Below are 22,597 nucleotides of genomic sequence, written 5' to 3'. Positions count from 1 at the left end.
ACAGTTTGAAAACGCTACATACTACTGGGGATAATAAAGGAGAATACGCATTTGAAAAAATTAATTTCTTTGACTGTAAGCGCAGCCTTGCTGCTTGCGCCATTAGCCTACACGATTAATCTACCTGCCTTGAACCTGAAGGTGGATGCGGTTTCAGCAGCCTCGGAAGAAGCGCCGGCAGCGACTGCTAAACCAGCTCCGAAGGCAACAGCCAAACCGGCGGCAACTCCGAAGGCAACAGCCAAACCGGCACCAACTCCGAAGGCGACGGCCAAACCGGCGGCAACCCCGAAGGCGACAGCCAAACCGGCAGCCACTCCGAAGGCGACAGCCAAACCGGCAGCTACTCCAAAAGCGACAGCTGCACCCGCAGCAACAGCTAAAGCAACTGCTGCACCCGCAGCATCCGCCAAAGCCTCTGAGAAGCCAGCGGCAACTGTAAAGCCTGTAGCAACAGCAGCGCCAGTTACTGTGCACAAGGCTGTATATCAGGACGGAGTATATGTTGCCTATGGAGATGCGTATTCCAAAGGTACAGAGGGTGCGAAGGTAACGATTAAAGACGGCAAAATCGCCGATATCGAGCTGCTCAGAACCAGCCCGAAGATCATTGACCGCAATGCCCGTGAGAATTACAGCGGCGTGTGGGCAGCCTACGGTCTGATGAAAGACAGACTGATGGGCAAAACCAGAGACGGCGCAGCTAAGGTTGACGCTGTATCCGGCGCAACCCGCACGAGCAACGGCTGGAAGCTGTCCGTAGACAGAGCTTTTGAGCGATCGCTTGCGCATCAAGCGGCTGACGCTGCTTATTTCAATGGAGTCCACATGGGTGTAGACCCTGAGGCCAAATATGCAGTGTTCGCTACCTATGAAGCAAACAAGCTGACTGCGGTTAAATTGTATCCGCTTAGCGCTACCGGAGACTTCGTGGATGAGAAGACGTATACGGCTGAACAGACAGCAGCGATTGCAGCGATTACTCCTGCACTGCTTGCCAAAGGTGCTGGCGCACAGCCGGTAGCCGGTTTTGAGGCAGAGACCAAAGCCGCAGTGAATGCCTTCTGGGATGCCGAACAGAATGCTACCATCAACAACAAGGCTGCTTATGTTGACGGATTCTACTCTTCCTACGGTACAGCAAGAAGTGTAGGCGTGGAGAGAGCAGATGTTGTGATCCGTAACGGTAAGCTGGTAGATGTGAAGCTGTTCAGACTTGGCAGCAACCTGATCGACAGAGGCGCAACCGCTTATGCGGAGGTTGTGAAGGCGAATGCTCCGATGACCGCCAAACTGCTGGCTAATGGATCTTATATCGCTAACTATAATGAGAAGGTAGATGGAATCTCCGGTGCTACGGAGAGCAGCCATGGCTGGAATCAGGCCGTAGAGCGCGCTTTTGAGAAAGCCTTGAAGACTCCGGGTGAAGGTCAAACCTTCGACGGTAAATTTGCCGGTGTGGATAATCAGTCCAAGGTTATGCTGCTGGTTGATATCGACGCGGATCAGGTAACGGGCATCAAGCTAAGCCTGTTCGGCGCAGACGGCAAGCTGATTGCAGATGACAAACGTACGGAAGAACAGAAATCACTGGTTGACAAGCTGACCGCCGGACTGCTCGCAGGCGGTGTGCAGGCTCCAGATATCGCCGGACAGGAAGCCCTGTCGGCTGCAGCGAAGGCAGCGCTGACGGATGCTTTGACCAATGCGTCCAAAGTACAAGGTACTTATAAAGACGGCACCTTCACCGCTTATGGTGATGCTTATGACAAAGGCACGAACAAAGCAGATGTTACACTGCGTAACGGCAAGATCGTAAATGTGGCCCTTTCCCGTGTAGGCATGAACATGGTGGATCTGGGTAAAGCCGCTTATGCTGAAGTGCAAAAAGCCATTCCGGTGCTGACCGCCAGCTTCCTGGCCGCAGGCACAAGAGAAGGTGCTCAAGATGTAGATGCGGTATCAGGCGCTACCAGTAGCAGCAATGCGCTGAAGGCTGCCGTTGACAGAGCTTATGGTAAAGCAGAAGTTACGGAAACGGATAAGGCTGCGTATTTCGATGGGATTTTCATCGGTGCAAGTGTGGATAAAACTGTAAATGTCATGGTTACTACTAAGTATAATGTGCCTGTAACTATGGCTGTGTACTACCTGGATGATAAGGGAAAAGTAAGATATAACCTGACGGATGACGAGCTGCTTGTGAAATACGAGATCGAGAATACCTCGAACGGCAAAGGCCTGCATAAGTACGGATACCGTGCAGCAGCCTTCGGTGCGAATGATGCCCAGAAAGCCATCTCCGCCAAGGCTGTAGAAGCGATCAAAGAAGCGCTCGAATCTGCCGGGAAATAACAGAATCCATTCACTAAGGGTTGTCCTGGGTCATGCAAATGGCCGCCGGGGCAGCCCTTTTTTGAATTTTAAAAGCCGGAAAAGCCGTTTCCACTTGGTGTGGACATAAATAGAAATGCCAATCGTATAGTAATTTAAAGGGATTTGGGAAGGGAGTGTCAAACCTCTAATATACACACTATTATACCCAGCAGGCCCAGGCCTGTAAGTCATAGGAGGCTTCACAATGACATTAATCAAACAGCTAGCCCCGCAGGATGAATTCACCGGCTTCTATCTGCTTAGAGAACTGGTGCTGAAACAGACAAACGGGACTCCTCCCAAGGATTACTTCGATATTGTACTAGGTGATGCCAGCGGTCAGATTTCGGCGAAATACTGGGACGTCAGCGTGACGGATAAGGAGACATTTTTTCCGATGGCGCTGGTGAAGGTGCGGGGATTGGCCCATACCTACCGCGAGAAGCTTCAGGTCAAAATCACTAAACTCAGACTGGTTAATGAATCCGACGGGGTATCGCTGACCGACTTCATCCGCTCGGCCCCGGTGCGTCCTGTGGACCTGGTCCATACGATCAAGAATGAGATGGCTAGTATTGCTGATCCGGAGATTGCAGCGATTGTGAACTTCTGTGTCGGTAAGGTGGAGGAGAAGCTGATGCATTATCCGGCTGCCAAGACCCACCATCATGCGTATTTTGCAGGGCTTGCTTATCACATGGTCCGCATGCTGGAGATTGGGGACTTCCTGTGCAAGCAGCGTCCGTTCCTGAATCCTGATCTGATGAGAGCAGGGATCATTCTTCATGATATCGCCAAGCCGGAAGAGATGATCTCGCAGTATGGCATTGTGTCGGACTACAGTGTGAAGGGCAAGCTGATCGGGCATATTTCCATGGCCTCCAGCTGGATTACAGAAGCGGCAATCCGCACCGGCATTGATCTGGAATCCGAGAAAATCCTGGCGCTTCAGCATCTGGTCTTATCTCATCATAATCTGGGAGAGTGGGGAAGCCCGGTCCAGCCGCAGACGGCTGAAGCCGTTGCCCTGCATCATATCGATGCGATGGATGCCAAGCTGCAAATGGTGGAGGACGCCCTTGATACGACGCCGGAGACGGAGGAATGGACGCCGTTCATAAGAGGTCTGGAGAATAAGGCTGTGTACCGGCTGAAGTTATAACGATTTAGAATTTTATATCGTTTGAAAATAGAGCAATCCCCCCATCCCGTATTTGCGGTTTGGGGGGATTGCTTTATTTAGGACCTTCAGCCTCCGCTGCGGCGGCGGACTCCGGCTGTGCCTTCCCGGCGCTGTCCGTCTCCAGGCCGTAATGGCTGCATAGGGCTGGAAGGCCGCCCGGCAGCGACTCTCCGATAGCAGCAAATCTCCATTTGTCTTTATAACGGTAGAACTCGCCGATAACAACGGACATGCCTGGCATAACATTCCGGCTGAAGGGGAACACCGCCAGCCTGACTCCCGTCCGGGAATCAATCAGTGATACGGAAGCGTTCCAGATCGGGCCCGGATGCCTGTTACCGCTGAACTCCGGAACGGTGAAGGCCAGCGCAATCCGTGTAATGGCTGCAGGCAGACTGCTTAACTGGAGGTACAGATGCCCCATGTGCGCAGCAGGCTTCGAGGAGAAGACGGAGCCGCTGGGGTCTTCCATATTCCCATAAAAAATAAGCTCCCGCTCCTGCTCGCAGCGTCCGCTCTCCCGGAGCAGAAAGGCAGCAGTCTCCGGCTGGCTCACTTCCGTGTGCAAAGCCGATGCATCCCACTCCACAGCCGCAAGGAGTCTGGAAGCGCTGAGCTTGCCGCCGATATCGACGCGCTGCCCCCGAACCAGTGTAGGGACAGCCGCAGCACCGGCGGCTGGCGGTGCTGCGGCCGGAAGCTGGTCAAGTGAAGCTGCTGGCGCTTCACCTTGTGCCTGCCCGGCTACCGTTCCGCTAACCTGCAAGCCCGGGCTTGCAGCAACCGCGGTCTTAGCGGCTGCCTTCTTCCCGGCCGCCGGCTTTTTCGCGGCCTTCTTGGGCGCTGCTTTGAACGGCGTATACCCGCCGTCATACATCGTCCCGGCCTTATAGCCCTGGCTGCCGGCTAACAGCAGCGGATCGAACTGCTGCCACTGCTCCATCAATTTCAGGAGAATCAGTGCAGAAGCTCTGGCATCCTCCAGAGCATCATGGTGCTTCAGCCGGATGCCGAAATGTGCCGAGATGACATTCAGCTTATGGGAGGGGAGGTCCTGGAGCATTTTTTTGCCGAGCAGGTAGGTACATAAATATTGAAAGCCGGGATAGCAGAGAGAGTAGTCGTCCAGGCAGTAGCGCAGCACACTCATATCGAAGGCGGCATTATGCGCGATCACAATCTCCCCTTGCAGCAGCGGCTCTACCGTAGGCCACAGCTCCTCGAAGGTAGGCTGGCCTCTGACCATCGAAGGTGTAATGCCATGAATGGCAATATTCATCCCGTCGAACGGTTGCTGCGGGTCTATCAGCCAGTTATGTTCTGCTGTAACGATACCATCGCGGACCTGAACAAGCCCCAGGGCACAGGCGCTGGAGCGGCCGGAATTGGCAGTCTCAAAATCTATCGCAGTGAAATTCATCAGGTAAAGCCCCTATCTATCATCTAATACCTCCATATTATAGGAGCAAAGGCGGAAATACAATCTGTTCAGGTTGTGCAAGGCTGCCACAATGGGGTATACCTTATCTATGAACTTCTGGAATAGACTGCTATGAAGAGGAGATGAAGGATTTGCAGCTGTCAAAAGGTCAAAAGGCCGAACTCACCAAAGGAAGAGATGTAAGCGACATAACGGTCCAGCTCGGCTGGAATACACGCCATAGCGGAATAGGCGTCGATGCGGCAGCCTTTCTGTTGTCGGATCAGAACCGGTGTGAACGGGATGAGGACTTTATTTTCTATGGCAATCCGGTCTCCAGGGATGGGGCCATAGCTCATGCTGCGGAGGGGGAGAACGGGGCGAGCCTGTCCATTTCGTTAGCGAAAATACCTCTGCATTATGCCCGCATTGCGCTGACCCTGACGATCTATGAGGGGGAGCAGCGCAACCAGCGGATGAAGGAGCTGTCCGGCTTGCAGCTGACACTGACTGACCGCAGAAACGGGGAAGAACTGCACCGCTTCGAGTACGGAGCAGACCTGTCGGAGGAGACTGCCGTCGTAGCCGGGGAGCTGTACCGCCATCAGGGAGAGTGGAAGTTCAGCGCCATCGGCAGCGGGTATAACGGGGGCCTTGCAGCCCTGTGCCGAAGCTACGGGCTTGAGGTGGAACAGGAATCCGGGAACGAAGCCGCAGCGGCGGCTGAGGTGGTAGAGCGGGAAACTGAGGTAGTGGAGCAAACATCTGAGGGAATGGGGCAGGCAGCTGAGGTAGTGGAGCGGACAGCTCGGTTAGTGGAGCGGATGCCTGAGGGGATAGAGCGGACAGCCGAGATGGTGGAGTGGACACCTGAGGGGATAGAGCGGACAGCCGAGATGGTGGAGTGGACACCTGAGGGGATAGAGCGGACAGCCGAGATGGTGGAGCGGACGCCTGAGGGGATAGAGCGGACAGCCGAGATGGTGGAGTGGACACCTGAGGGGGTGAAGCAGACCCCGGAGGTAATCCTGCAGCCGGAGGCGGAGCCTCCGGTGAATGTGTTGTCTTCGATTAATCTGCGCAAAAAGATCGTGGAGCTCACCCTGGTCAAAAAACAGCTTACCGGTGTCATCGCAAGAGTGGGCATCGTGCTGGACATCACCGGCTCCATGCGCAGTCTTTATGCCAGAGGCGTGGTGCAGGAGGTGGTGGAACGCATTCTCGCCGTTGCCAGCAAGTTCGACGATAACGGCTCACTGGATGTGTGGGTCTATGATACGGAATTCAGTAGACTTCCGCCGGTTACTGAGCAGGAGCTTGGCAGTTATGTCTTCACCCATATTACGAATAATGACGCGATTCATAAGTTCGGGCGCAATAATGAACCGCCGGTGATGCAGGATGTTATCCAGAAATACACGAAGGAGGAGCCGGACACGACGCCTGTGTTCATTATCTTCATCAATGACGGCGGCGTAGTGAGACTGACCCGCAAAGTTATCATGGCGGCCTCTTCTCTTCCAATATTCTGGCAATTTGTCGGCATCGGCGACTCTGACTTCGAGGTGCTGAAGCAGCTTGACACGATGAGCGGCAGACTGGTGGATAACGCCAGCTTCATGCATCTGGACCGCATTGAAGACGTATCCGACGAGGAGCTATATGATCAGCTGTTGAATGAATTGCCGCAATGGCTGAAGGCCGCGAAAGCGAAAGGGATTCTATAACGGCAAACATAGGGTAACACAGAGCCGCCGCTCAGTAATGGTATTCGCATTGAACCGTGTCTGCCTCCCTACTGTGGGCGGATTGCACAGCAAGGTCAGGAATGTTGTAAGTATTGCAGCTTTGATTCCTGAATATTTGGGCGTTCAAGGGGAATGTTGCAATAAATACAAGAACTGTCCCTTTAAGCCGCCCAGAGGAGGAAGAATGCTGACTTTTATACAGCAATTTAGAATTTTAGTCCAAATGCTGAGCAGATTGTTGTCTTTTGTGCAGGATTTTAGAAATTTACCGGGCCAAAGCGGTATCCCAAGCGAAGCCCCAAACCAAGCCCCAAACCAAGCCCCAAACCAAGCCCCAAACCAAGCCCCAAACCAAGCCTATTCAGCGGAGCCCTAGAGCGCTCCGCTGAATAGGTTCTCCTTAAGAAGAGGACGGCTTAGCCGGTTGTGCTAGCCTTAGCAGTTGGTTCCGCCACAATACCTGCGGGCAGCCGTATAAAAGGCCAGCTTAACCGGTTATGCTGGCCGTTGAGGTCGGTTCTGCCTGTGGACCGGCGGAGACTGGCAGCTCCAGACGGTAGCCCTTGACCAGAGTATCCCCGTTCTTCAGATCCGTCTCATAAGCCCGCTTGAAGCCGAGTCCCTCATATAGCCTGATCGCAGAGGCCATCATATCCGAAGTATGAAGATTCAGACTGGCTGCCCCCAGTGCAAGGGCTCTTCCTGCCGCTTCGCGGATCAGAAGTCTGGCCACCCCGTGCCCCCGGACCTCCGGAGCTACGGCCAGCAGACGAATGATCGGCGTATGGATGCCCAGCTCGGCCCTTCCGTAAGCAGCCTCAGAGGAGGTGAACAGCAGTACGCTTCCCACGATCTGTCCATCCAGCTCCGCTACAATCCGGGAGACCGGTCCATCGCCATGAACCGAGCCGAGAATGGAGTCCCGGTACTCCTCCCAGAACGGTTCGGGCAGCACGGCTGCATATTCGCTGTAAGCTTCCAGCAAGACCCCGGCAATGGCTTCACGGTCGGCAGCTGCGGCTTCACGGATTACAAGTCCTGTTGAGTGATTCATCTGGTGCCTCCTGTCCGGTAATGGAATGTGCCGTTATTATAATACATAAATCCGATAAGTATAAGAGGGTATTAATGATTCAAATAAAAACATAGAAAAGTTCTATCTGACTTGTGATAAATATAAATTGAACTTGAAAACATAAATTTGGGGAAAAGTGGCGGAAGGGGAATTTCCAAAATAAACGATGCCCGTCAGTTGACAAAAAAATAGCCTCTGCATAAGATTAATTAAAATTCATTGTTAATCGATAGGAATAATATAATTATTGATGCAGAGGGGGACTATGCTTGAATATCGAGAACATTGAGGCGTTTGTCTACATTAACCACTACGGAAGCTTCAACAAAGCGGCAGATGTGCTCTATATCTCGCAGCCGACAGTAACAGCGCGCATCCAGTCGCTGGAACGGGAGCTGGACTGCAAGGTATTCGACCGGCTGGGCAAGCAGATTAACCTGACGGATAAAGGCCGCCAGTTCCTCCCCTATGCGCAGCAAATTCTGCAGGTCTATCAGAACGGCAGGCATCAGCTTCAGTCCAAAGGTCAAATCCCCGGCGAGCTGAGAATCGGCAGCACGGTATCCGTCTCCAATTATCTGATGCCTCATCTCCTGCTCCATTTGAGGCAGCGGTATCCGCACATCCGTATGAAGCTGACTACCGCTCCCACCGAAATATTGATTGAGAAGCTGAAGGCGAAGGAGATCGATCTCGCTTTTATCCGCAAGGTAGTGAATCCGGCCATCCAGTCCTTTCCTTTCTGTGAAGACCCGATCTCGCTGTATGTGTATGCCGCTCATCCGCTGGCCCGCAAGGGCCGTGCTTCGATCCGGGAGATCTCTGAGCAGACCCTAGTATTCTTCGAATGCGGCTCGCTGGACTGGATGCGCCTGCACCGGGTATTTGAGAGCATGGAGCGTCCGCCGGGCATTGTCTATCAGGTGGATAACCTGGAGACCGCCAAGAAGCTGGTGCTGCGGCAAGCAGGCATCTGCTTCCTTCCGGCCTTGAGCGTGCAGGAGGAGGTAGAGGCGGGAACACTGGTCCGGGTGGATATCACTGAGACCGCAGGTATCTCCCTGCGGACCCACCTGATCTCGCTGAACGGAGAGAACGCAGAATTCCTGGATACCCTGCTGGAGCTGGGGACGGAGACACTGAGTAAGCTGAATTGACTTCTTGAATAACCATATTAAGAAACTCTATTAGCGCATGGCAGCATGCAGTGATAAAGTTAATTGCATATAATCACAACTAAACAGATAGGGATTATTTAATTTGAAAAGGGGTTTGAGAGATGAACAAGACGATATCATTCGCATCCACACTGGTACTAACGCTGCTGATCGCCGGCTGCGGCAATAATAACAGCGTAAATAGCGGCAAGGTGGCGGAAGCAGCCCCTCAGAATAGTGCGGAGTCCACGGCTGCTGCCGCCGAGCCGGCTAAGGTGACCAAGATCGTGATCGGCACCGGCACTGCTTTTCCCAATGTCTGCTTCATTGATGAGAACGGCAAGCTGACCGGCTTCGATGTAGAGCTGCTGAAGGAGATTGACAAACGCCTGCCGGAGTATGAGTTCGAATTCCAAACGATGGACTTCAGCAATCTGCTGCTGAGTCTGGAGACGAAAAAAATTGACCTGGTGGCCCATGTCATGGAGAAGAACCCGGAGCGGGAGCAGAAGTACGCTTTTAACAAGGAAGCTTATGCCCACTGGAGAAACCGCATTGTTGTAGCGAAAGGTAATGATTCGATCCAGACACTGGACGATCTGAAAGGCAAGAAGGTGCTGACCGGCGCCACCAGTGCTCAAGCGCAAATTCTGGAGAACTACAACAAGGAGCACGGTGCGGATTCGATCTCAATTGTCTATCAGAACGGTGCCGCCAATGATACGGTCAGCCAGATTGATTCAGGCCGGGTGGATGCTACCCTTGCTGCCGATTTCGTATTGCCGATCATCGACCCGCAGGGCAAGCTGCAGGCGGTAGGTCCGGAGCTGTCCTCTGCTGATATTCTGTATGTGCTGCGCAAGGATGATGCCCCTTCGCAGAAGCTGTCGGAGGCCATTGACGGAGTGGTCAAGGAGCTGAAGACAGACGGCACGCTAGGCAAAATAAGCACAGAGTGGCTGGGCGCAGACGTTACCACCTCATCGGTTCAATAGTGCGCAGGCGCTTACAGCGGAAAGGAGGTGCAGGATGGGTGCACCGTTTGATTTAGGTTTTGTCTTCTCGTTCCTGCCCAAGCTGCTGACTACGCTGAGCACCACGCTGCTGATCGTAGCCTGCTCGCTGCTGGCAGGGATGATTGTCGGATTTATCATTGCGCTTCCCCGCCTGTATAAGGTGCCGGTTCTGAAAACCTGCGCTGAGGTGTACATTTCTTTTTTCCGGGGGACGCCGATTCTGATTCAGTTATTCCTGTTCTATTACGGTCTGCCTGAGGTGCTGAAGCTGGTGAACCTGGATATGACGCGGACTCCGGTGCTGGTGTTCGTAATTTTGACCTACGGTCTGCATACCGGGGCCTTCATGTCGGAGATGATCCGTGCTTCAGTTACAGCGGTCGATAAGGGGCAGGTGGAAGCGGCTTACGCTACGGGGATGACCACTTACCAGGCTTTTACCCGTATTGTGCTGCCGCAGGCGCTGGGAATTGCGATTCCTGTCTTCTCGAACCTGGTTATAGCGCTGCTGAAGGATACTTCGCTGGCGTTCACGCTAGGCGTGATGGAGATGACGGGCAAGGCTCAGACCCTGGGCAGCGCGACCCAGCATTTCATCGAGACGTATATTGCGCTTGCGCTTATCTATCTTGTGATCAGTTTGTGTATTGAGAGGCTGCTGCTGGTTGCGGAGAAACGTCTGCTCAGGCATGAAGCCCAGGATAGCCCGGCCAAGAAGCGGTTCACTCTGCAGCGAAAAGCGTCCTACCGCACGATTGTCGCGGATATGGGAGCGGGTAAAGGAGGCGGTGCGTAATGAAGCTGGACCCGGCTTTTATCTGGACGGCGTTTCTGCAAATTCTGGGAGCCATTCCTACGACGCTGTATATCACGGTTGTGTCGGTGTTGGCAGGCTTCGTGATCGGTACGGTCGTGGCCCTGATCCGGATTTATAGAGTTCCCGGGCTGTATCCGCTGGCCGTAGGGTATGTCACGTTCATCCGCGGCACCCCGATGCTGACGCATCTGCTGCTGATCTATTTCGGGCTGCCTATGATTATTGACGGGCTTGCTGCACAGTTCGGCTGGAGCTTCCGCTCGGTATCAATCCCGATGATCGGCTTCGCCTACATTTCTTTCTCCATTACGGCGGGGGCCTATATGTCCGAAGTGGTGCGCTCCGGTCTGCTGGCGGTGGACCGCGGTCAGCTGGAAGCGGCCCATTCCATAGGGATGAGCACTCCCCAGGCGCTGCGGCGGATTGTGTTCCCCCAGGCGCTGGCGGCGAGTCTGCCCAACCTGTCGAATTCCGTGATCGGGATGCTGCACGGGTCTACGCTGGCTTTTACCGTATCGGTGGTGGACATCAATGCCCAGGCGCAGATTGTCGCTTCGACCAACTGGAAGTTCTTCGAGGCTTACCTGGCGGCGGCGCTGATCTTCTGGGGACTGACGTTCCTCATTGAGCGGGCAACCGCCGTCATTGAAAGACGGATCAATCTGTATAACCGGGGGGGAGTCGCATGATTAAGCTATCGCAGCTATCGAAGTCGTTCGGGCGCCATCAGGTGCTGAACCATATTGATCTGGAGGTGTCGAGGGGCGAGGTGGTGGTCATTCTCGGTCCCAGCGGCTCCGGCAAAACCACCCTGCTGCGCTGCGTGAATGTTCTGGAGAAGCCCAGCAGCGGCGAAATCTCCATCGGGGACTTCAAGCTGGACTTCCGGCATGCCCGCAAGAAGGATATCCACCAGCTCCGGCAAAAGACCGCCATGGTCTTCCAGCAGTACAATCTGTTCCGGCATAAAACCGCGCTGGAAAATGTGATGGAAGGCCTGCTGATCGTCAAGAAGCTTCCGAAGGAGGCAGCGAGAGAGAAGAGCATCGCCCTCTTGGAGAAGGTGGGGCTCGGCGCCAAGCTGGATGCCTATCCGAGCCAGCTCTCCGGCGGCCAGCAGCAGCGGGTCGGGATTGCCCGGGCGCTCGCCCTGGAGCCGGAGGTCATCCTCTTCGATGAACCGACCTCGGCACTGGACCCGGAGCTGGTTGGCGAGGTGCTTGCGGTGATCCGCAAGATCGCCAAGGAAGGCATCACGATGATTGTGGTGACGCATGAAATGGGATTCGCCCGCGATGTGGCGAATCATGTGGTGTTCATGGACGGCGGAGTGATCGTCGAGGAGGGCACGCCCACGGAGGTATTCAACCATCCGCGAGAAGAACGAACGAAGCAGTTCCTGAAGCGGATTACGCCGGAGCTGAACTATTCCATCTAGGAGGCATATCTATGGCAATTACAATCAGCGTACTCGACCAAAGCCCGATCTATCCCGGGGAGACACCGGAAGAGGCTTTCCGGCACACAATCAGCCTGGCGCAGCTATCTGAACGCCTCGGCTTCCGCCGCTTCTGGGTATCGGAGCACCATGATTCCGAGCAGGTGGCCGGGTCTTCTCCTGAGGTGCTCATCTCACACCTGCTGGCTAAGACGGATCGTATCCGCATCGGCTCCGGCGGAATTATGCTTCAGCACTACAGCCCCTACAAGGTGGCTGAGAATTTCAACGTGCTGGCTTCGCTGGCACCGGGACGGGTGGACTTAGGCGTCGGCCGCGCTCCCGGCGGCTTGCCGCGCAGCACACAGGCGCTCCAGCAGGGGAGCGGGGAAGCTGCTTCGTTAACGGACAAGATTGTGGAGCTGGAAAAGTATGTGCATAACCGGCTAGAGGCGGAGCATCCGCTGCACGGGCTGAAGGCAGGCCCGCTCCCCGGAACTCCGCCGGAGCTGTATGTGCTCGGCGCCAGTGTCGCCAGCGCCGAGATCGCGGCCGGACTCGGCCTGCCGTATGTGTTCTCCCTGTTCATCGGCGGTGATCAGGCCGTTGCCTTAGAGGCGGTGCGGGCTTACCGCAACAGCTTCAATCGAAGCGGCGGGCAGGAGCCGCAGGTAATTATTGCGCTGGCTGTCATCGTGGCCGATACCGAAGAGGAGGCCAAGGAGTTGGCTGGAGCGAATAAGCTGATCCGCCTCCGTTTTGCCAGCGGTAAGGTTTTGACGCTGGCCAGCCGGGAGCAGGCGGAAGAGTTCACCCGCCAGAGTGAGGAAGCGTACACGCTGGAGGAGCGGGAGCCTGAGATTACCAAAGGGACGAAGGAGAACGTACGTGAGCAGCTTCTGGCGCTAGCTAGAGCTTCCGGCGTGGAGGAATTCATCGTCACGACCAATGTGCAGCCCTTCGGTAAGCGGCAGCGTTCCTTCGAGCTGCTGAGTGAGGCGCTGGCCGAAGTGCCAGCGGAGGCATAGCGCAGTGAGGACATCTGATTAACAAGCAAGGAGGCCTGCTAATGACAAATTCAGCCACGAAATCTGCGGCACAGGAAGTACATTCGTTATCGTTCAAGGAGCGGCTGGTTGAAATCAGGCGTCATCTGCACCGGCACCCGGAGCTGTCAGGTGAAGAGGTGGAAACTAGCGTGTATATCACCTCACTGCTGAAGCAGGCGGGTGTGAAGATAGTAGATTACGGTCTGAAGACCGGGGTTATTGCCGAAGTCGGCGGCTGGAAGGGCGGGCCAGTGATTGCATTGCGGGCAGACATTGATGCCCTGCCGATCCAGGAAGAGACCGGGCTGCCGTATGCCTCCCTGTATCCAGGCAGAATGCATGCCTGCGGGCATGACTTCCATACGGCGGCGCTGCTTGGAGCCGCATATCAGCTCAAGGCGCAGGAGAGCAGCCTGAAGGGAACGGTGCGCTTCTTGTTCCAGCCCGCCGAGGAGAAGGCGAAGGGTGCGCAGCAGATCATCGCCGCTGGAGGGCTGGATCAGGTCCGCGCAGTAATCGGCATGCATAATAAGCCGGATCTGCCAGTAGGGACCCTTGGGATCAAGGCTGGTCCGCTGATGGCGGCCGCAGACGGCTTCGCGGTCCGTATCCGGGGCTTCGGCACTCATGCAGCTGTGCCGGAGGCCGGGATCGATCCTATTGTCGCCGCCTCTCATATTGTAACGGCGCTGCAGTCCATCGTCAGCCGGAATGTGGGCAGTCTGGATAGCGCAGTCATCAGTGTCACACAGATCCACAGCGGGAATTCGTGGAACATCATCCCGGACACGGCGGTGCTGGAAGGAACGATCCGTTCCTTCGATGAAGCAGTGCGCGGCAGGGTGCTGAAGCGGTTCGAGGAGATAGTGACAGGTGTGGCCGCCGCGCTCGGTGCCGAAGCCAGCGTGCGCTGGATCGGCGGGCCGCCGCCGGTCATCAACGATGCGCTGCTGGCCCGGCTGGGCGAAGAAACGGCAGCGAATCTGGGCTATACCGCCGTGCAGCCGGTGCCGTCACCGGCCGGGGAGGACTTTGCCTTCTATCAGCAGGCGGTTCCCGGATTGTTCGTCTTCACCGGCACGGCTGGCAGCCAGGAGTGGCATCATCCCGCTTTTGGGCTGGATGAAGCGGCGCTGCCGGTTGGCGCAGGATTCTTCAGCGATCTGGCGGTCCGTGTGCTTGAGCATCTGGCGGCGGAGAGGGGTGCAGATCATAGCGGAGCATTCTGATTATGACGTCATTATTGTCGGTGCAGGCTCCATGGGCATGAGCGCAGGCTATCATCTCGCCCGGCGCGGGGTGAAGATACTGTTGATCGATGCGTTCGATCCGCCGCATATGGAAGGAAGCCATCACGGCGATACCCGCCTGATAAGGCACGCCTATAGCGGCGATCCGGCTTATATTGACCTGGCGCTCCGTGCCCAGGTGCTATGGGAAGAGGCGGAGGCGGAGAGCGGCCTTGTGCTGCTGGCTCCGTCCGGCGTGCTCAATCTGGCAGACAGCAGGCTGTATTCCTTCGCCGGACGCCATACGGAGGCGCGGAAGCGCAAGGTCCGGGTGGAGCAATTGGATGCGGCGGAGATCCGCCGCCGCTGGCCGGCCCTGACCGTTCCGGAAGGCTTCGCGGCCATGTATGAGCCGGATGCCGGTTATCTCTACAGTGAGCGGTGCATTACTGCTTACCGGCAGCTTGCGCTGGCTCACGGTGCGGAGCTGCTGACGAATACGCCTGTGCTGAAGGTAACAGCCCGCGAAGGAAGTGTCACAGTACAGACGAAGCAGGGAAATTACCACGGAGCCGCTGCTATACTCAGCGCCGGGGCCTGGTTCAGTTCATTGTCGCCCTTTGTTAACTTGCCCATTAAGGCTGTACGCAAGGTAGTAGGCTGGTTCGGGAGTACGCCGGCCTTCGATGCCGGGAAGTTCCCCGGCTTCACACTCGGCGCAGAGGAAGGCGGGTTCTACGGCTTTCCCAGTATCAGCGGGGCCGGGCTGAAGATCGGCCGCCATGACACCGGCGAAGTGTGGAGGCCCGGTGAACCGCTGGCCCCCTTCGGCAGCCTGGAGAGTGATGAAGGCGACCTGCGCCGGGTGCTTGAAGCTTATATGCCGGGCGCTGCCGGGAAGCTGCTGAAGGGTTCTGTCTGCAAGTATGAGCATACGCCGGATGAGGATTTCATCATCGACCGCCATCCTGCTCACAGCCATGTGCTGCTGGCCGGAGGCTTCTCGGGACATGGCTTCAAATTCTCCAGCGCGGTCGGCGAGATTCTTGCGGATCTGGCTGTGCAGGGACATACCCGGCAGAATATAGCTCCGTTTGCGTTGTCGCGCTTCAATAATATTACAAAGTGCAACTGAGCATATTCCATCAGCGGGTAACAACGATAATTCAAACCGATACTGGAGGGAATCGCAATGAGCAGTGTGAGTGTGGAGCTAGCCGGCTACTTGAATACGCATGGGCAATTGGTCCAGGCGGTGGAAGGCTTATCCGAAGAACAATTAAGGTGGAAGGCGGAGCCGTCAAGCTGGAGCGTGACCGAGGTGCTGGCCCATCTGGCGGATCACAGCATCGTGGTCTCCTTCCGTATCCGTGACATTCTGGCAGATACACAGGTTCAGCTCCCGGCATTCCAGCAGGACGCATGGGTCAGCGGACAGCATAGTAATCAGGGGTATGCCGCAGACAGCCTAGAGCTGTTCCGCAGTCTGCTGCATTATAACAGTCTGCTGCTCGGAAGACTTAGCCCCGGAGAATGGGAGAAGAGCGGGATTAACTTCAAGGGCGAGACGGTGCAGATTACCGATATTGTCCGCGGCTTCACCGCCCATGTAGAGCGGCATCTGGCCCAGATTGAACGGGTGAAGCGGGGAGCTCAGGCTGGTCAAGCTGCACCAGCTGCATCAGCCGCTCAAGCTTCAGAGCAAACGGCGCTCTAACCATATTCTATGAGGAGGAATGAACATGACGAAATCAAGACAGTTGAAGCTGGGAGCACTATTGCACGGAGTGGGAGGAAGCACCTCCATGTGGCGCCATCCTGATGCGAAGCCCGATGCCAGTGTGAACTTTGAGCTATATAAGGATTGGGTACGTAAGGCAGAGGAGGGCAAGCTGGACCTGATCTTCATTGCCGATGGTCTGTTCATCAACGAGAAGTCCATTCCTCATTTCCTGAACCGCTTCGAGCCGTTGACTATTCTTAGTGCATTGGCGGCGGTCAGCAGCCGGATTGGTCTGGTCGGGACCTTATCTACCTCTTACAGTGAACCGTTCACGGTAGCCCGGCAATTCGGCTCACTTGATATGATCAGCGGTGGCCGGGCCGGGTGGAATGTGGTGACCTCACCGCTCGAAGGCTCTGCACTGAATTACAGCAAGAAGGAGCATCCCGATCATGGCAAGCGGTACCGGATTGCTGCCGAATATCTGGAGGTGGCACGCGGGCTGTGGGATTCCTGGGAGGATGATGCTTTTGTGCGGAACAAGGAGACAGGCGTCTTCTTCGATAAGGATAAGCTGCACACGCTGGATCATCAGGGTGAGTTCTTCTCGGTGAAGGGACCGCTCAATATCGCCCGCTCGAAGCAGGGACAGCCGGTAATTTTCCAGGCAGGTTCTTCGGAGGTCGGCAAGGATTATGCGTCAAGCGTGGCAGACGCGATCTTCACGGGCCATGATACCCTGGAGTCTGCACAGGCATTCTATAAGGATGTGAAAAGCCGGGTGGCATCCTTCGGACGCAACCCCGAGGAAGTGCTGATCTTCCCGGGCATAGCACCAATTCTCGGTGCTACCCCGGAGGAGGCGGAGCGCAAATACCAAGAGGTTGCCGGACTGGTAACGATTGAGAATGCGCTGAACTATCTGGGAAGGTTCTTCGAGCACCATGACTTCTCGCAGTATCCGCTCGATGAGCCGTTCCCGGATCTGGGTGACCTGGGCCGGAACAGCTTCCAGAGCGGAACGGACAAGATCAAGAAGGACGCCAGAGAGCAGGGGTTAACTCTGCGGCAGGTTGCCTTGCAGTCGGCTACACCGCGCAGCAGCTTCATCGGTACGCCGGAGCAGGTGGCCGATCAGCTTCAGGCCTGGTTCGAGGGTGGGGCAGCCGACGGCTTCATGCTGGCTGCTGCTGTACCGCACGGTCTGGAGGAATTCGTGGATCAGGTGGTTCCGATTCTGCGGGAGCGCGGACTGTTCCGTACCGAATACGAGAGCGATACGCTGCGGGGCAATCTCGGCTTGCCGGTTCCGCAGAACCGTTATGCCAAGGCGTCTGAACCGGCGGGGCAGCTCTGAATCAGAATCCCCCCTTCCGTAAAGAATAGGGGCAGCAACAATTGTGCCTAGTTATAATTCGGATGAAGAGGGAGTTTGTTGAAATGAAGGCAGACGCTGTTTTTGAGGGCGGTGGTGTCAAAGGGATTGCATTTGTCGGCGCGGTTGAGATGATGGAGTGCAAAGGGTACAGCTGGAACAAGTTAGCAGGAACATCGGCAGGAGCGATTGTAGCGGCACTACTGGCAGCAGGCTATAACAGTGCGGAGATTAAGGAACTGATGCATTCGCTTGATTATGTGCAGCTGTTGGGCAAGACACGTATGAACAGTGTACCGCTGTTGAACAAAGCCCTTCCGTTAATCCTGAATTCAGGTATTTATAGCAACCATGTTCTGGAGACGGTGATGAGTGATTGGTTGAAGCGCCGGGGCATAGAGACCTTCGGCGATCTGCCGGAAGGGAAGTTGTCTATTATAGCATCAAACATCAGCAACGGTAAAATGGTCATTTTTCCCAGGGATCTTCCGCATTACGGGCTGTCATCAATCACCTTCCCGATTGCTGCGGCAGTACGGATGAGCACTACCCTACCGTTCTTCTTCAAACCTTATTTATGGCATACACCGCTTATCTCGAAGCCTTATTACATGCTGGATGGAGGAATGCTAAGCAACTATCCCATCTGGCTGTTTGATGTAGAGGGGGTTCCACGGTGGCCAACCTTTGGTTTCCGCCTGTCGGAGAAACGTACGTATGCCCAGACCCTGGATATCAACGGCCCCGTCTCTTTATTAAGAGGCATGTTCAAAACTATGCTCCAAGCTCACGATCAACGGCATGTAGATGAGCATGCGGAAGAACGGACTGTCTTTATTCCAACCCGAGAGGTGACGACGACCAAATTTGATTTGACGGATGCAGATAAGCAGTTTTTGCTGACCTCGGGCCACACAGCAGCAGAGAAGTTTCTGGGTACATGGGATTTTGAAGCCTATAAACATAAATTTCGGGAAAAGAACGCCGCCTCACCGCTTCCGGCCTACTACACCGATCAACCGCACGAAGATTCAGTACCTTACCATTAATGTAATAGAAAAGGGAACAAGTTCTTGGCATTCTATCCTGCCAAGAACTTGTTCCCGTATATGGTGAAGTTACTTGAACTCTCCCGTAACCGGCATCGCAGGATCGTAAGGGATGATAATGGAGCCCTTAAGAACTCGTTCATCCCAAGGCCGTGATGGACATGTTGTATTGAGCGGAGTAAGTTCATAGACAAAATTGCCTACCGGAAACTGTTGGTAAAGACATAGCTTGACTTGAGAATTACCGGATGGCAATGCTCCTGAAGGCATGCTCTCGTGGGCAAGCCCCATAGATTCAGAGCTTGGCGAATGACATACATACATCGTAATATAAGCCAAGTCCACGGTGATCTGTTGATAATAGTACCTGCCGCTCCAATCCTGTAACAGAGTGCAGCCGGTTAAGGTGTTTCGTTTCCCTTGGATGACTCTTTGAACATACACCCATAGATTTCCCATGTTAGTATTTGTCCATAGATATACCCAGGTGTTAGTACATAAGGTTTCGGGAGTCGGGGGAATCGGAATGAACGGTGGGGTGGGATTAGACTGCGGCGGCAAGCCAATAGTGTCTGAATTGCAGGCCTGTGAGGGTAATAATTGATTTTCCAACAGAATCGCTCCTTGGCATTGAAATGGTTGTAAAATATATCTATGCGGATGCCCAGAATGAGTTACAAATAATGTAAATAAAACATCTGACTCCTAGTTTGGAGTGGCTAAGAGCAGGCGTTGCATTGAAAGATGTGCCGGTAAAATTCAAATGCACAACAAAAAAGGATGCCATCCCTATGACCAGGGAGGCATCCTTTTTGCAATTACGGACGATACCGTCAGCTTACTTCCGGTTCCGCAGACGTTCCAGCTCGGCTTCCACGGCACTGTTGATTGAAGATTCATGAGCCGCTGCGGCCAGCCCCGCTTGCTCGGCGATTGCTTCCTGCATGGCGATTTTGTCTTCCATCCGTTCGAATCCGCGTGAGGCTGTGCCGTTGTTCAGCACCTGGCCGGGATAGCCTGCCGGAGAAGCGGCGCTGTAAGCCTGGGCTGCTTGCTTGGCCTCTGCTGCCTTGCGGGCACGTTCGGCCAGCTCGGCTCTTTTGGCTTTGAGGCGCGTATGTTCTTCCTTAACACTGGCAAGCTGTACTTCAAGAGAGGCCAGCGCGGCCTGAGTCTCTTTCAGCCCGGCGGTGCATTCCTGCTCGCTCTCTGTGTAGCGGAGCTTGGCCATTACCGCCAAGCGGGCAGCCGGTTCATTACCCTCGCTCATGAACTGGACGGCTTCCGTTTCACTGCGCTCTGCAAGCACCTTGTATTCGTAGATCCGGCGCTCCAGCACACTGGCTGCTGCCTTGAGTTCACGCTGTTTGCCTTCGGCACCAGTGATTTTGTCCTCCAGGTCACGCAGGTATTGGCCGGTCAGCAGGATCGGATCTTCCAGCTTGTTCAGTCCTTCGTGAATAGCGGCCTTAGTTAATGTAGTGATTCTTTGGAATATGCTCATTGTAATGATCTCCTTTATATGTGGGATTAGTAGTTGTTAAAGCTGTCATCGAATCCGCCGTAGGATTCCTGGGGAACAATAAGGCTGCCGATGATATAGAGAAAGACTACAGTGCCGAAGCTGAATATCGTAGCGACAGCAACAATCAATCTTACAAGGGTGGCATCAACATTGAAATAGCGTGCCAATCCTCCGCATAAGCCGGTGAGTTTCTTGTCTGTTAAGGAACGGGTTAATTTTTTTGTCATAGTGAATCTTCCTCTCATATTAGATGACCGCCGGTAGCCGGCGTGTTCATTTCCGTTGTCTATGTATGTATTGTACGTAATTATTCTTCCTGGCAAAACGGCCTGCAGACTGTTCTTGATTCCCGACTTTAGTCGGGGATGGGGACCGCAATAGGACGGGGAGAGGCCGGGCAAAACCGTTAGATGCGTGCAGCCGTGCGGATTTTACACAATGGGGTGCTGAGGTTCATCCGGGGTTAACACTGGAGGATTAGACTGAACTCTAGCGTAGCCTAACTAACATACGGGAGGACTAGCATGGGAATTCACAAGTATTTTCGCTCACTGAATGAGCTGGAGCGCATTATCCGCTGTCCGGGCAAATTCAAATTCGAGGAGCATAGCGTTGCGGCCCATTCCTGGAAGGTCGTGCAATACGCAAAGACGCTGGCGGATATTGAAGAGAAGCACGGCGCGGTGATCGACTGGAAGAAGCTGTACGAGATCACGAGCAGCCACGATTACGGAGAGATTTTTATCGGGGATATCAAAACGCCGGTGAAGCACTCCTCGCTCCAGCTCAGATCACTGATCCAGCAGGTGGAGGAGGGCATGATCGACAACTTCATTAAGGAGCATATTCCGGACGAATTCAAAAGCATCTTCTACCAGCAGCTGCGTGAAGGCAAGGATGAGTCGCTGGAGGGACTGATTCTGGAGGTTGCGGATAAGATGGATCAGGTGTATGAGGCCTTCGCCGAGCTGCAAAGAGGGAACACGGAGAAGGAATTTGTGGTGATGTACCGCAATGCGCTAATCAAGATTAAGCATATTGACCTCAAGTGCGTAGATTACTTCCTGGCAGAGATTCTGCCGGACATGGTGAACGAGGAGACGCTGTCTCCGATTGATATCAGGCAGATTACGGAAGAGGCGCTGGCTCTGTAGAGGAGCTGTGGCTCTTTTTTTGATACCAGACGGCCGACCCGTTAAAAGCAATATGCAGCGGAATCGTCAGCAAGAGCGACTCCGTAACCTGCGCGAACAGCCCGAAGAAGATCCCTCCGCTCAGCGCGAACAGCATAAAACGGATACTCTCGCGGTTCAACCGGTAATACTGCAAATGCGATACGGCGAACAGGAACGCAGTAAGGAGAATAGCACCGCTGACATCAATGATTCCCGTGGCATGGAGCTGTCCAAGACCCGGATGCTGCGCGAGAATGGGAAGAACCAATCCCCGGAAGGCAATCTCTTCAAAAATCGGGAAGCACAGCACGAAGTTGACCTTATTATATGTGCCCACTGGATTATAGCCGGAGGATCGGGAGATGATCAGATTCACTGCCAGAATGACAAGGAACAGCGGAAGCACTCTCATCACTTGATGCGGCATGCCAAACGTATAACTGTCACTCCAGAGAACGCTTCCAGCAATCATCGCAGCTCCCCAATAATAGATTGTGTACCTCACCTGTGACTTGGAGATCAACCCAAGAACCTTCTCAATAATCTGGTAGGAAAAAGACAGCAGAACAGCAATAGCGCATAACTTCAGTAATAGCATGAATGTTAATCCTCCTAAGATGGTGAAAGTGTTATAATAAAGGAAAAATAAGGATGGTGTATTCCTGTTGCAGTATTTCAATCTTATACCCGTTTCCGTTACGCTAGTCTGGTTCAGCATTCTGCTACTGATCGTATGGACCGTAGATTTCGTACAAGGCGGGTCCGTGGAACCGCTTCAAGCGGTTAGCCTCCGGGAGCGGACCAAGTCTATTCTTGCGGATATTCTGATCTTTGCCGCTTTGAACGGTTTGCTTATGTATGTTCTTCATCCAATGAATCAGCTGCTGCTGATTTCGCTGGCTGCTGCGGGACTGTTTGTAACATACTACTTGTCTTCAAAAGCGCACCGGAGGCGCTTACCCTTCCGGCCCTGGATCTTGCTGATCCACGTTTTGCTCGGCGCCAGCTTCTACCTGCTGTTCGGTATGCTGTTAATGAGCAAACTGGTCGTCACCTATAACCTTAACATGACCAATCAGTTTGATATACTCTTTTTTGTCTATGGCCAGGACCGGCCGGTGGTGTACGGAGTGCTGCTGATTATGGCTGTGCTGTATTTCGTAATCGGGAAGCTGCTGCTGCGGCCTCTGTATATCTGGTACAGAGCGGTTTATTACGGAGGATCAAAATAGCCCCCGGACC

At 54.4% G+C, this 22,597-nt stretch carries 22 protein-coding genes and 1 pseudogene; 17 read left to right on the top strand and 6 right to left on the bottom strand.

The annotated features are described in order from the left end of the window. Positions 1-51 precede the first annotated feature (51 nt). Both NSU18_RS12465 and NSU18_RS12460 read left to right on the top strand, forming a co-directional pair. The gene (locus NSU18_RS12465; protein ID WP_341149163.1) at positions 52-2,355 is read left to right on the top strand and encodes an FMN-binding protein; all 2,304 of its coding nucleotides are present in this window, start codon (positions 52-54) and stop codon (positions 2,353-2,355) included. A gap of 226 nt (positions 2,356-2,581) precedes the next feature. Then, a complete protein-coding gene (locus NSU18_RS12460; RefSeq protein WP_341019428.1) occupies positions 2,582-3,538 on the top strand; it encodes a 3'-5' exoribonuclease YhaM family protein in 957 nt (318 codons plus the stop codon). Between the two features lie 73 nt (positions 3,539-3,611). Here NSU18_RS12460 and NSU18_RS12455 read toward each other — a convergent pair whose 3' ends face one another. Continuing rightward, entirely contained in the window at positions 3,612-4,979 is a 1,368-nt protein-coding gene (locus NSU18_RS12455; RefSeq protein ID WP_341149162.1) for a TerD family protein, read from the bottom strand. A gap of 143 nt (positions 4,980-5,122) precedes the next feature. Between NSU18_RS12455 and NSU18_RS12450 the strand changes: the two are divergent. Next, positions 5,123-5,644 (top strand): annotated as a pseudogene (locus NSU18_RS12450) (TerD family protein); the annotation flags it as partial. A 396-nt stretch (positions 5,645-6,040) separates the two neighbouring features. After that, positions 6,041-6,706: a vWA domain-containing protein gene (locus tag NSU18_RS12445; RefSeq protein WP_341023135.1), complete on the top strand. Its 666-nt coding sequence runs from the start codon at positions 6,041-6,043 to the stop codon at positions 6,704-6,706. A 508-nt stretch (positions 6,707-7,214) separates the two neighbouring features. On the opposite strand, the gene NSU18_RS12440 is transcribed toward NSU18_RS12445, so the two are convergent. Continuing rightward, a complete protein-coding gene (locus tag NSU18_RS12440) occupies positions 7,215-7,781 on the bottom strand; it encodes a GNAT family N-acetyltransferase (protein WP_341149161.1) in 567 nt (188 codons plus the stop codon). A 290-nt stretch (positions 7,782-8,071) separates the two neighbouring features. Between NSU18_RS12440 and NSU18_RS12435 the strand changes: the two genes are divergently transcribed. From NSU18_RS12435 to NSU18_RS12385, 11 genes are all read left to right on the top strand, one after another. Next, positions 8,072-8,959 (top strand): LysR family transcriptional regulator, encoded by an 888-nt coding sequence (locus NSU18_RS12435; RefSeq protein ID WP_341149160.1) that lies wholly within the window; start codon positions 8,072-8,074, stop codon positions 8,957-8,959. A 122-nt stretch (positions 8,960-9,081) separates the two neighbouring features. Beyond that, entirely contained in the window at positions 9,082-9,954 is an 873-nt protein-coding gene (locus NSU18_RS12430) for a transporter substrate-binding domain-containing protein (protein WP_341149159.1), read from the top strand. Between the two features lie 34 nt (positions 9,955-9,988). Then, entirely contained in the window at positions 9,989-10,771 is a 783-nt protein-coding gene (locus tag NSU18_RS12425; RefSeq protein ID WP_341149158.1) for an amino acid ABC transporter permease, read from the top strand. Further along, the gene (locus NSU18_RS12420; RefSeq protein ID WP_341019436.1) at positions 10,771-11,481 is read left to right on the top strand and encodes an amino acid ABC transporter permease; all 711 of its coding nucleotides are present in this window, start codon (positions 10,771-10,773) and stop codon (positions 11,479-11,481) included. The genes NSU18_RS12425 and NSU18_RS12420 overlap by 1 nt, the downstream gene beginning before the upstream one ends. Further along, entirely contained in the window at positions 11,478-12,230 is a 753-nt protein-coding gene (locus NSU18_RS12415) for an amino acid ABC transporter ATP-binding protein (protein WP_341149157.1), read from the top strand. Before NSU18_RS12420 ends, NSU18_RS12415 begins: the two co-directional genes overlap by 4 nt. An 11-nt stretch (positions 12,231-12,241) precedes the next feature. Continuing rightward, positions 12,242-13,258 (top strand): LLM class flavin-dependent oxidoreductase, encoded by a 1,017-nt coding sequence (locus NSU18_RS12410; protein ID WP_341149156.1) that lies wholly within the window; start codon positions 12,242-12,244, stop codon positions 13,256-13,258. Positions 13,259-13,299: 41 nt separating this feature from the next. Next, entirely contained in the window at positions 13,300-14,508 is a 1,209-nt protein-coding gene (locus tag NSU18_RS12405) for an amidohydrolase (RefSeq protein WP_341149155.1), read from the top strand. Further along, positions 14,465-15,643: an N-methyl-L-tryptophan oxidase gene (solA, locus tag NSU18_RS12400; RefSeq protein WP_445321857.1), complete on the top strand. Its 1,179-nt coding sequence runs from the start codon at positions 14,465-14,467 to the stop codon at positions 15,641-15,643. The genes NSU18_RS12405 and solA overlap by 44 nt, the downstream gene beginning before the upstream one ends. A 57-nt stretch (positions 15,644-15,700) precedes the next feature. Continuing rightward, the gene (locus NSU18_RS12395) at positions 15,701-16,225 is read left to right on the top strand and encodes a DinB family protein (protein WP_341019441.1); all 525 of its coding nucleotides are present in this window, start codon (positions 15,701-15,703) and stop codon (positions 16,223-16,225) included. A gap of 25 nt (positions 16,226-16,250) precedes the next feature. Beyond that, a complete protein-coding gene (locus NSU18_RS12390) occupies positions 16,251-17,588 on the top strand; it encodes an LLM class flavin-dependent oxidoreductase (RefSeq protein ID WP_341149154.1) in 1,338 nt (445 codons plus the stop codon). An 83-nt stretch (positions 17,589-17,671) separates the two neighbouring features. Continuing rightward, positions 17,672-18,655 carry a patatin-like phospholipase family protein gene (locus NSU18_RS12385; RefSeq protein ID WP_341023137.1) on the top strand — a complete coding sequence of 328 codons (984 nt, stop codon included), beginning with the start codon at positions 17,672-17,674 and terminating at the stop codon, positions 18,653-18,655. 69 nt (positions 18,656-18,724) lie between these two features. Here the strand turns inward: NSU18_RS12385 and NSU18_RS12380 are convergent, their stop codons facing one another. The 3 genes from NSU18_RS12380 to NSU18_RS12370 all read right to left on the bottom strand — a co-directional run bounded on the left by NSU18_RS12380 (position 18,725) and on the right by NSU18_RS12370 (position 20,407). Further along, positions 18,725-19,267, bottom strand: a complete 543-nt coding sequence (locus NSU18_RS12380; protein ID WP_341019444.1) for a hypothetical protein — start codon at positions 19,265-19,267, stop codon at positions 18,725-18,727. A 226-nt stretch (positions 19,268-19,493) separates the two neighbouring features. Next, on the bottom strand, positions 19,494-20,159 hold the full coding sequence (locus NSU18_RS12375) for a PspA/IM30 family protein (protein WP_341019446.1): 666 nt from the start codon (positions 20,157-20,159) through the stop codon (positions 19,494-19,496). Between the two features lie 26 nt (positions 20,160-20,185). Then, entirely contained in the window at positions 20,186-20,407 is a 222-nt protein-coding gene (locus NSU18_RS12370) for a PspC domain-containing protein (RefSeq protein ID WP_341019447.1), read from the bottom strand. A gap of 297 nt (positions 20,408-20,704) precedes the next feature. On the opposite strand from NSU18_RS12370, the gene NSU18_RS12365 reads away from it, so the two are divergent. Continuing rightward, entirely contained in the window at positions 20,705-21,334 is a 630-nt protein-coding gene (locus NSU18_RS12365) for a YfbR-like 5'-deoxynucleotidase (protein WP_036691104.1), read from the top strand. On the opposite strand, the gene NSU18_RS12360 is transcribed toward NSU18_RS12365, so the two are convergent. Then, positions 21,309-21,953, bottom strand: a complete 645-nt coding sequence (locus tag NSU18_RS12360; protein WP_341019448.1) for a CPBP family intramembrane glutamic endopeptidase — start codon at positions 21,951-21,953, stop codon at positions 21,309-21,311. The genes NSU18_RS12365 and NSU18_RS12360 overlap by 26 nt on opposite strands. A gap of 67 nt (positions 21,954-22,020) precedes the next feature. On the opposite strand from NSU18_RS12360, the gene NSU18_RS12355 reads away from it, so the two are divergent. Next, positions 22,021-22,587 carry a hypothetical protein gene (locus NSU18_RS12355; RefSeq protein ID WP_341149153.1) on the top strand — a complete coding sequence of 189 codons (567 nt, stop codon included), beginning with the start codon at positions 22,021-22,023 and terminating at the stop codon, positions 22,585-22,587. Positions 22,588-22,597: the final 10 nt, after the last annotated feature.

Origin of the sequence: Paenibacillus sp. FSL H8-0048, assembly GCF_038002825.1 — a bacterium.
Lineage (GTDB): Bacteria > Bacillota > Bacilli > Paenibacillales > Paenibacillaceae > Paenibacillus_AQ.
This window is presented reverse-complemented; position numbering and strand designations above follow the sequence as displayed.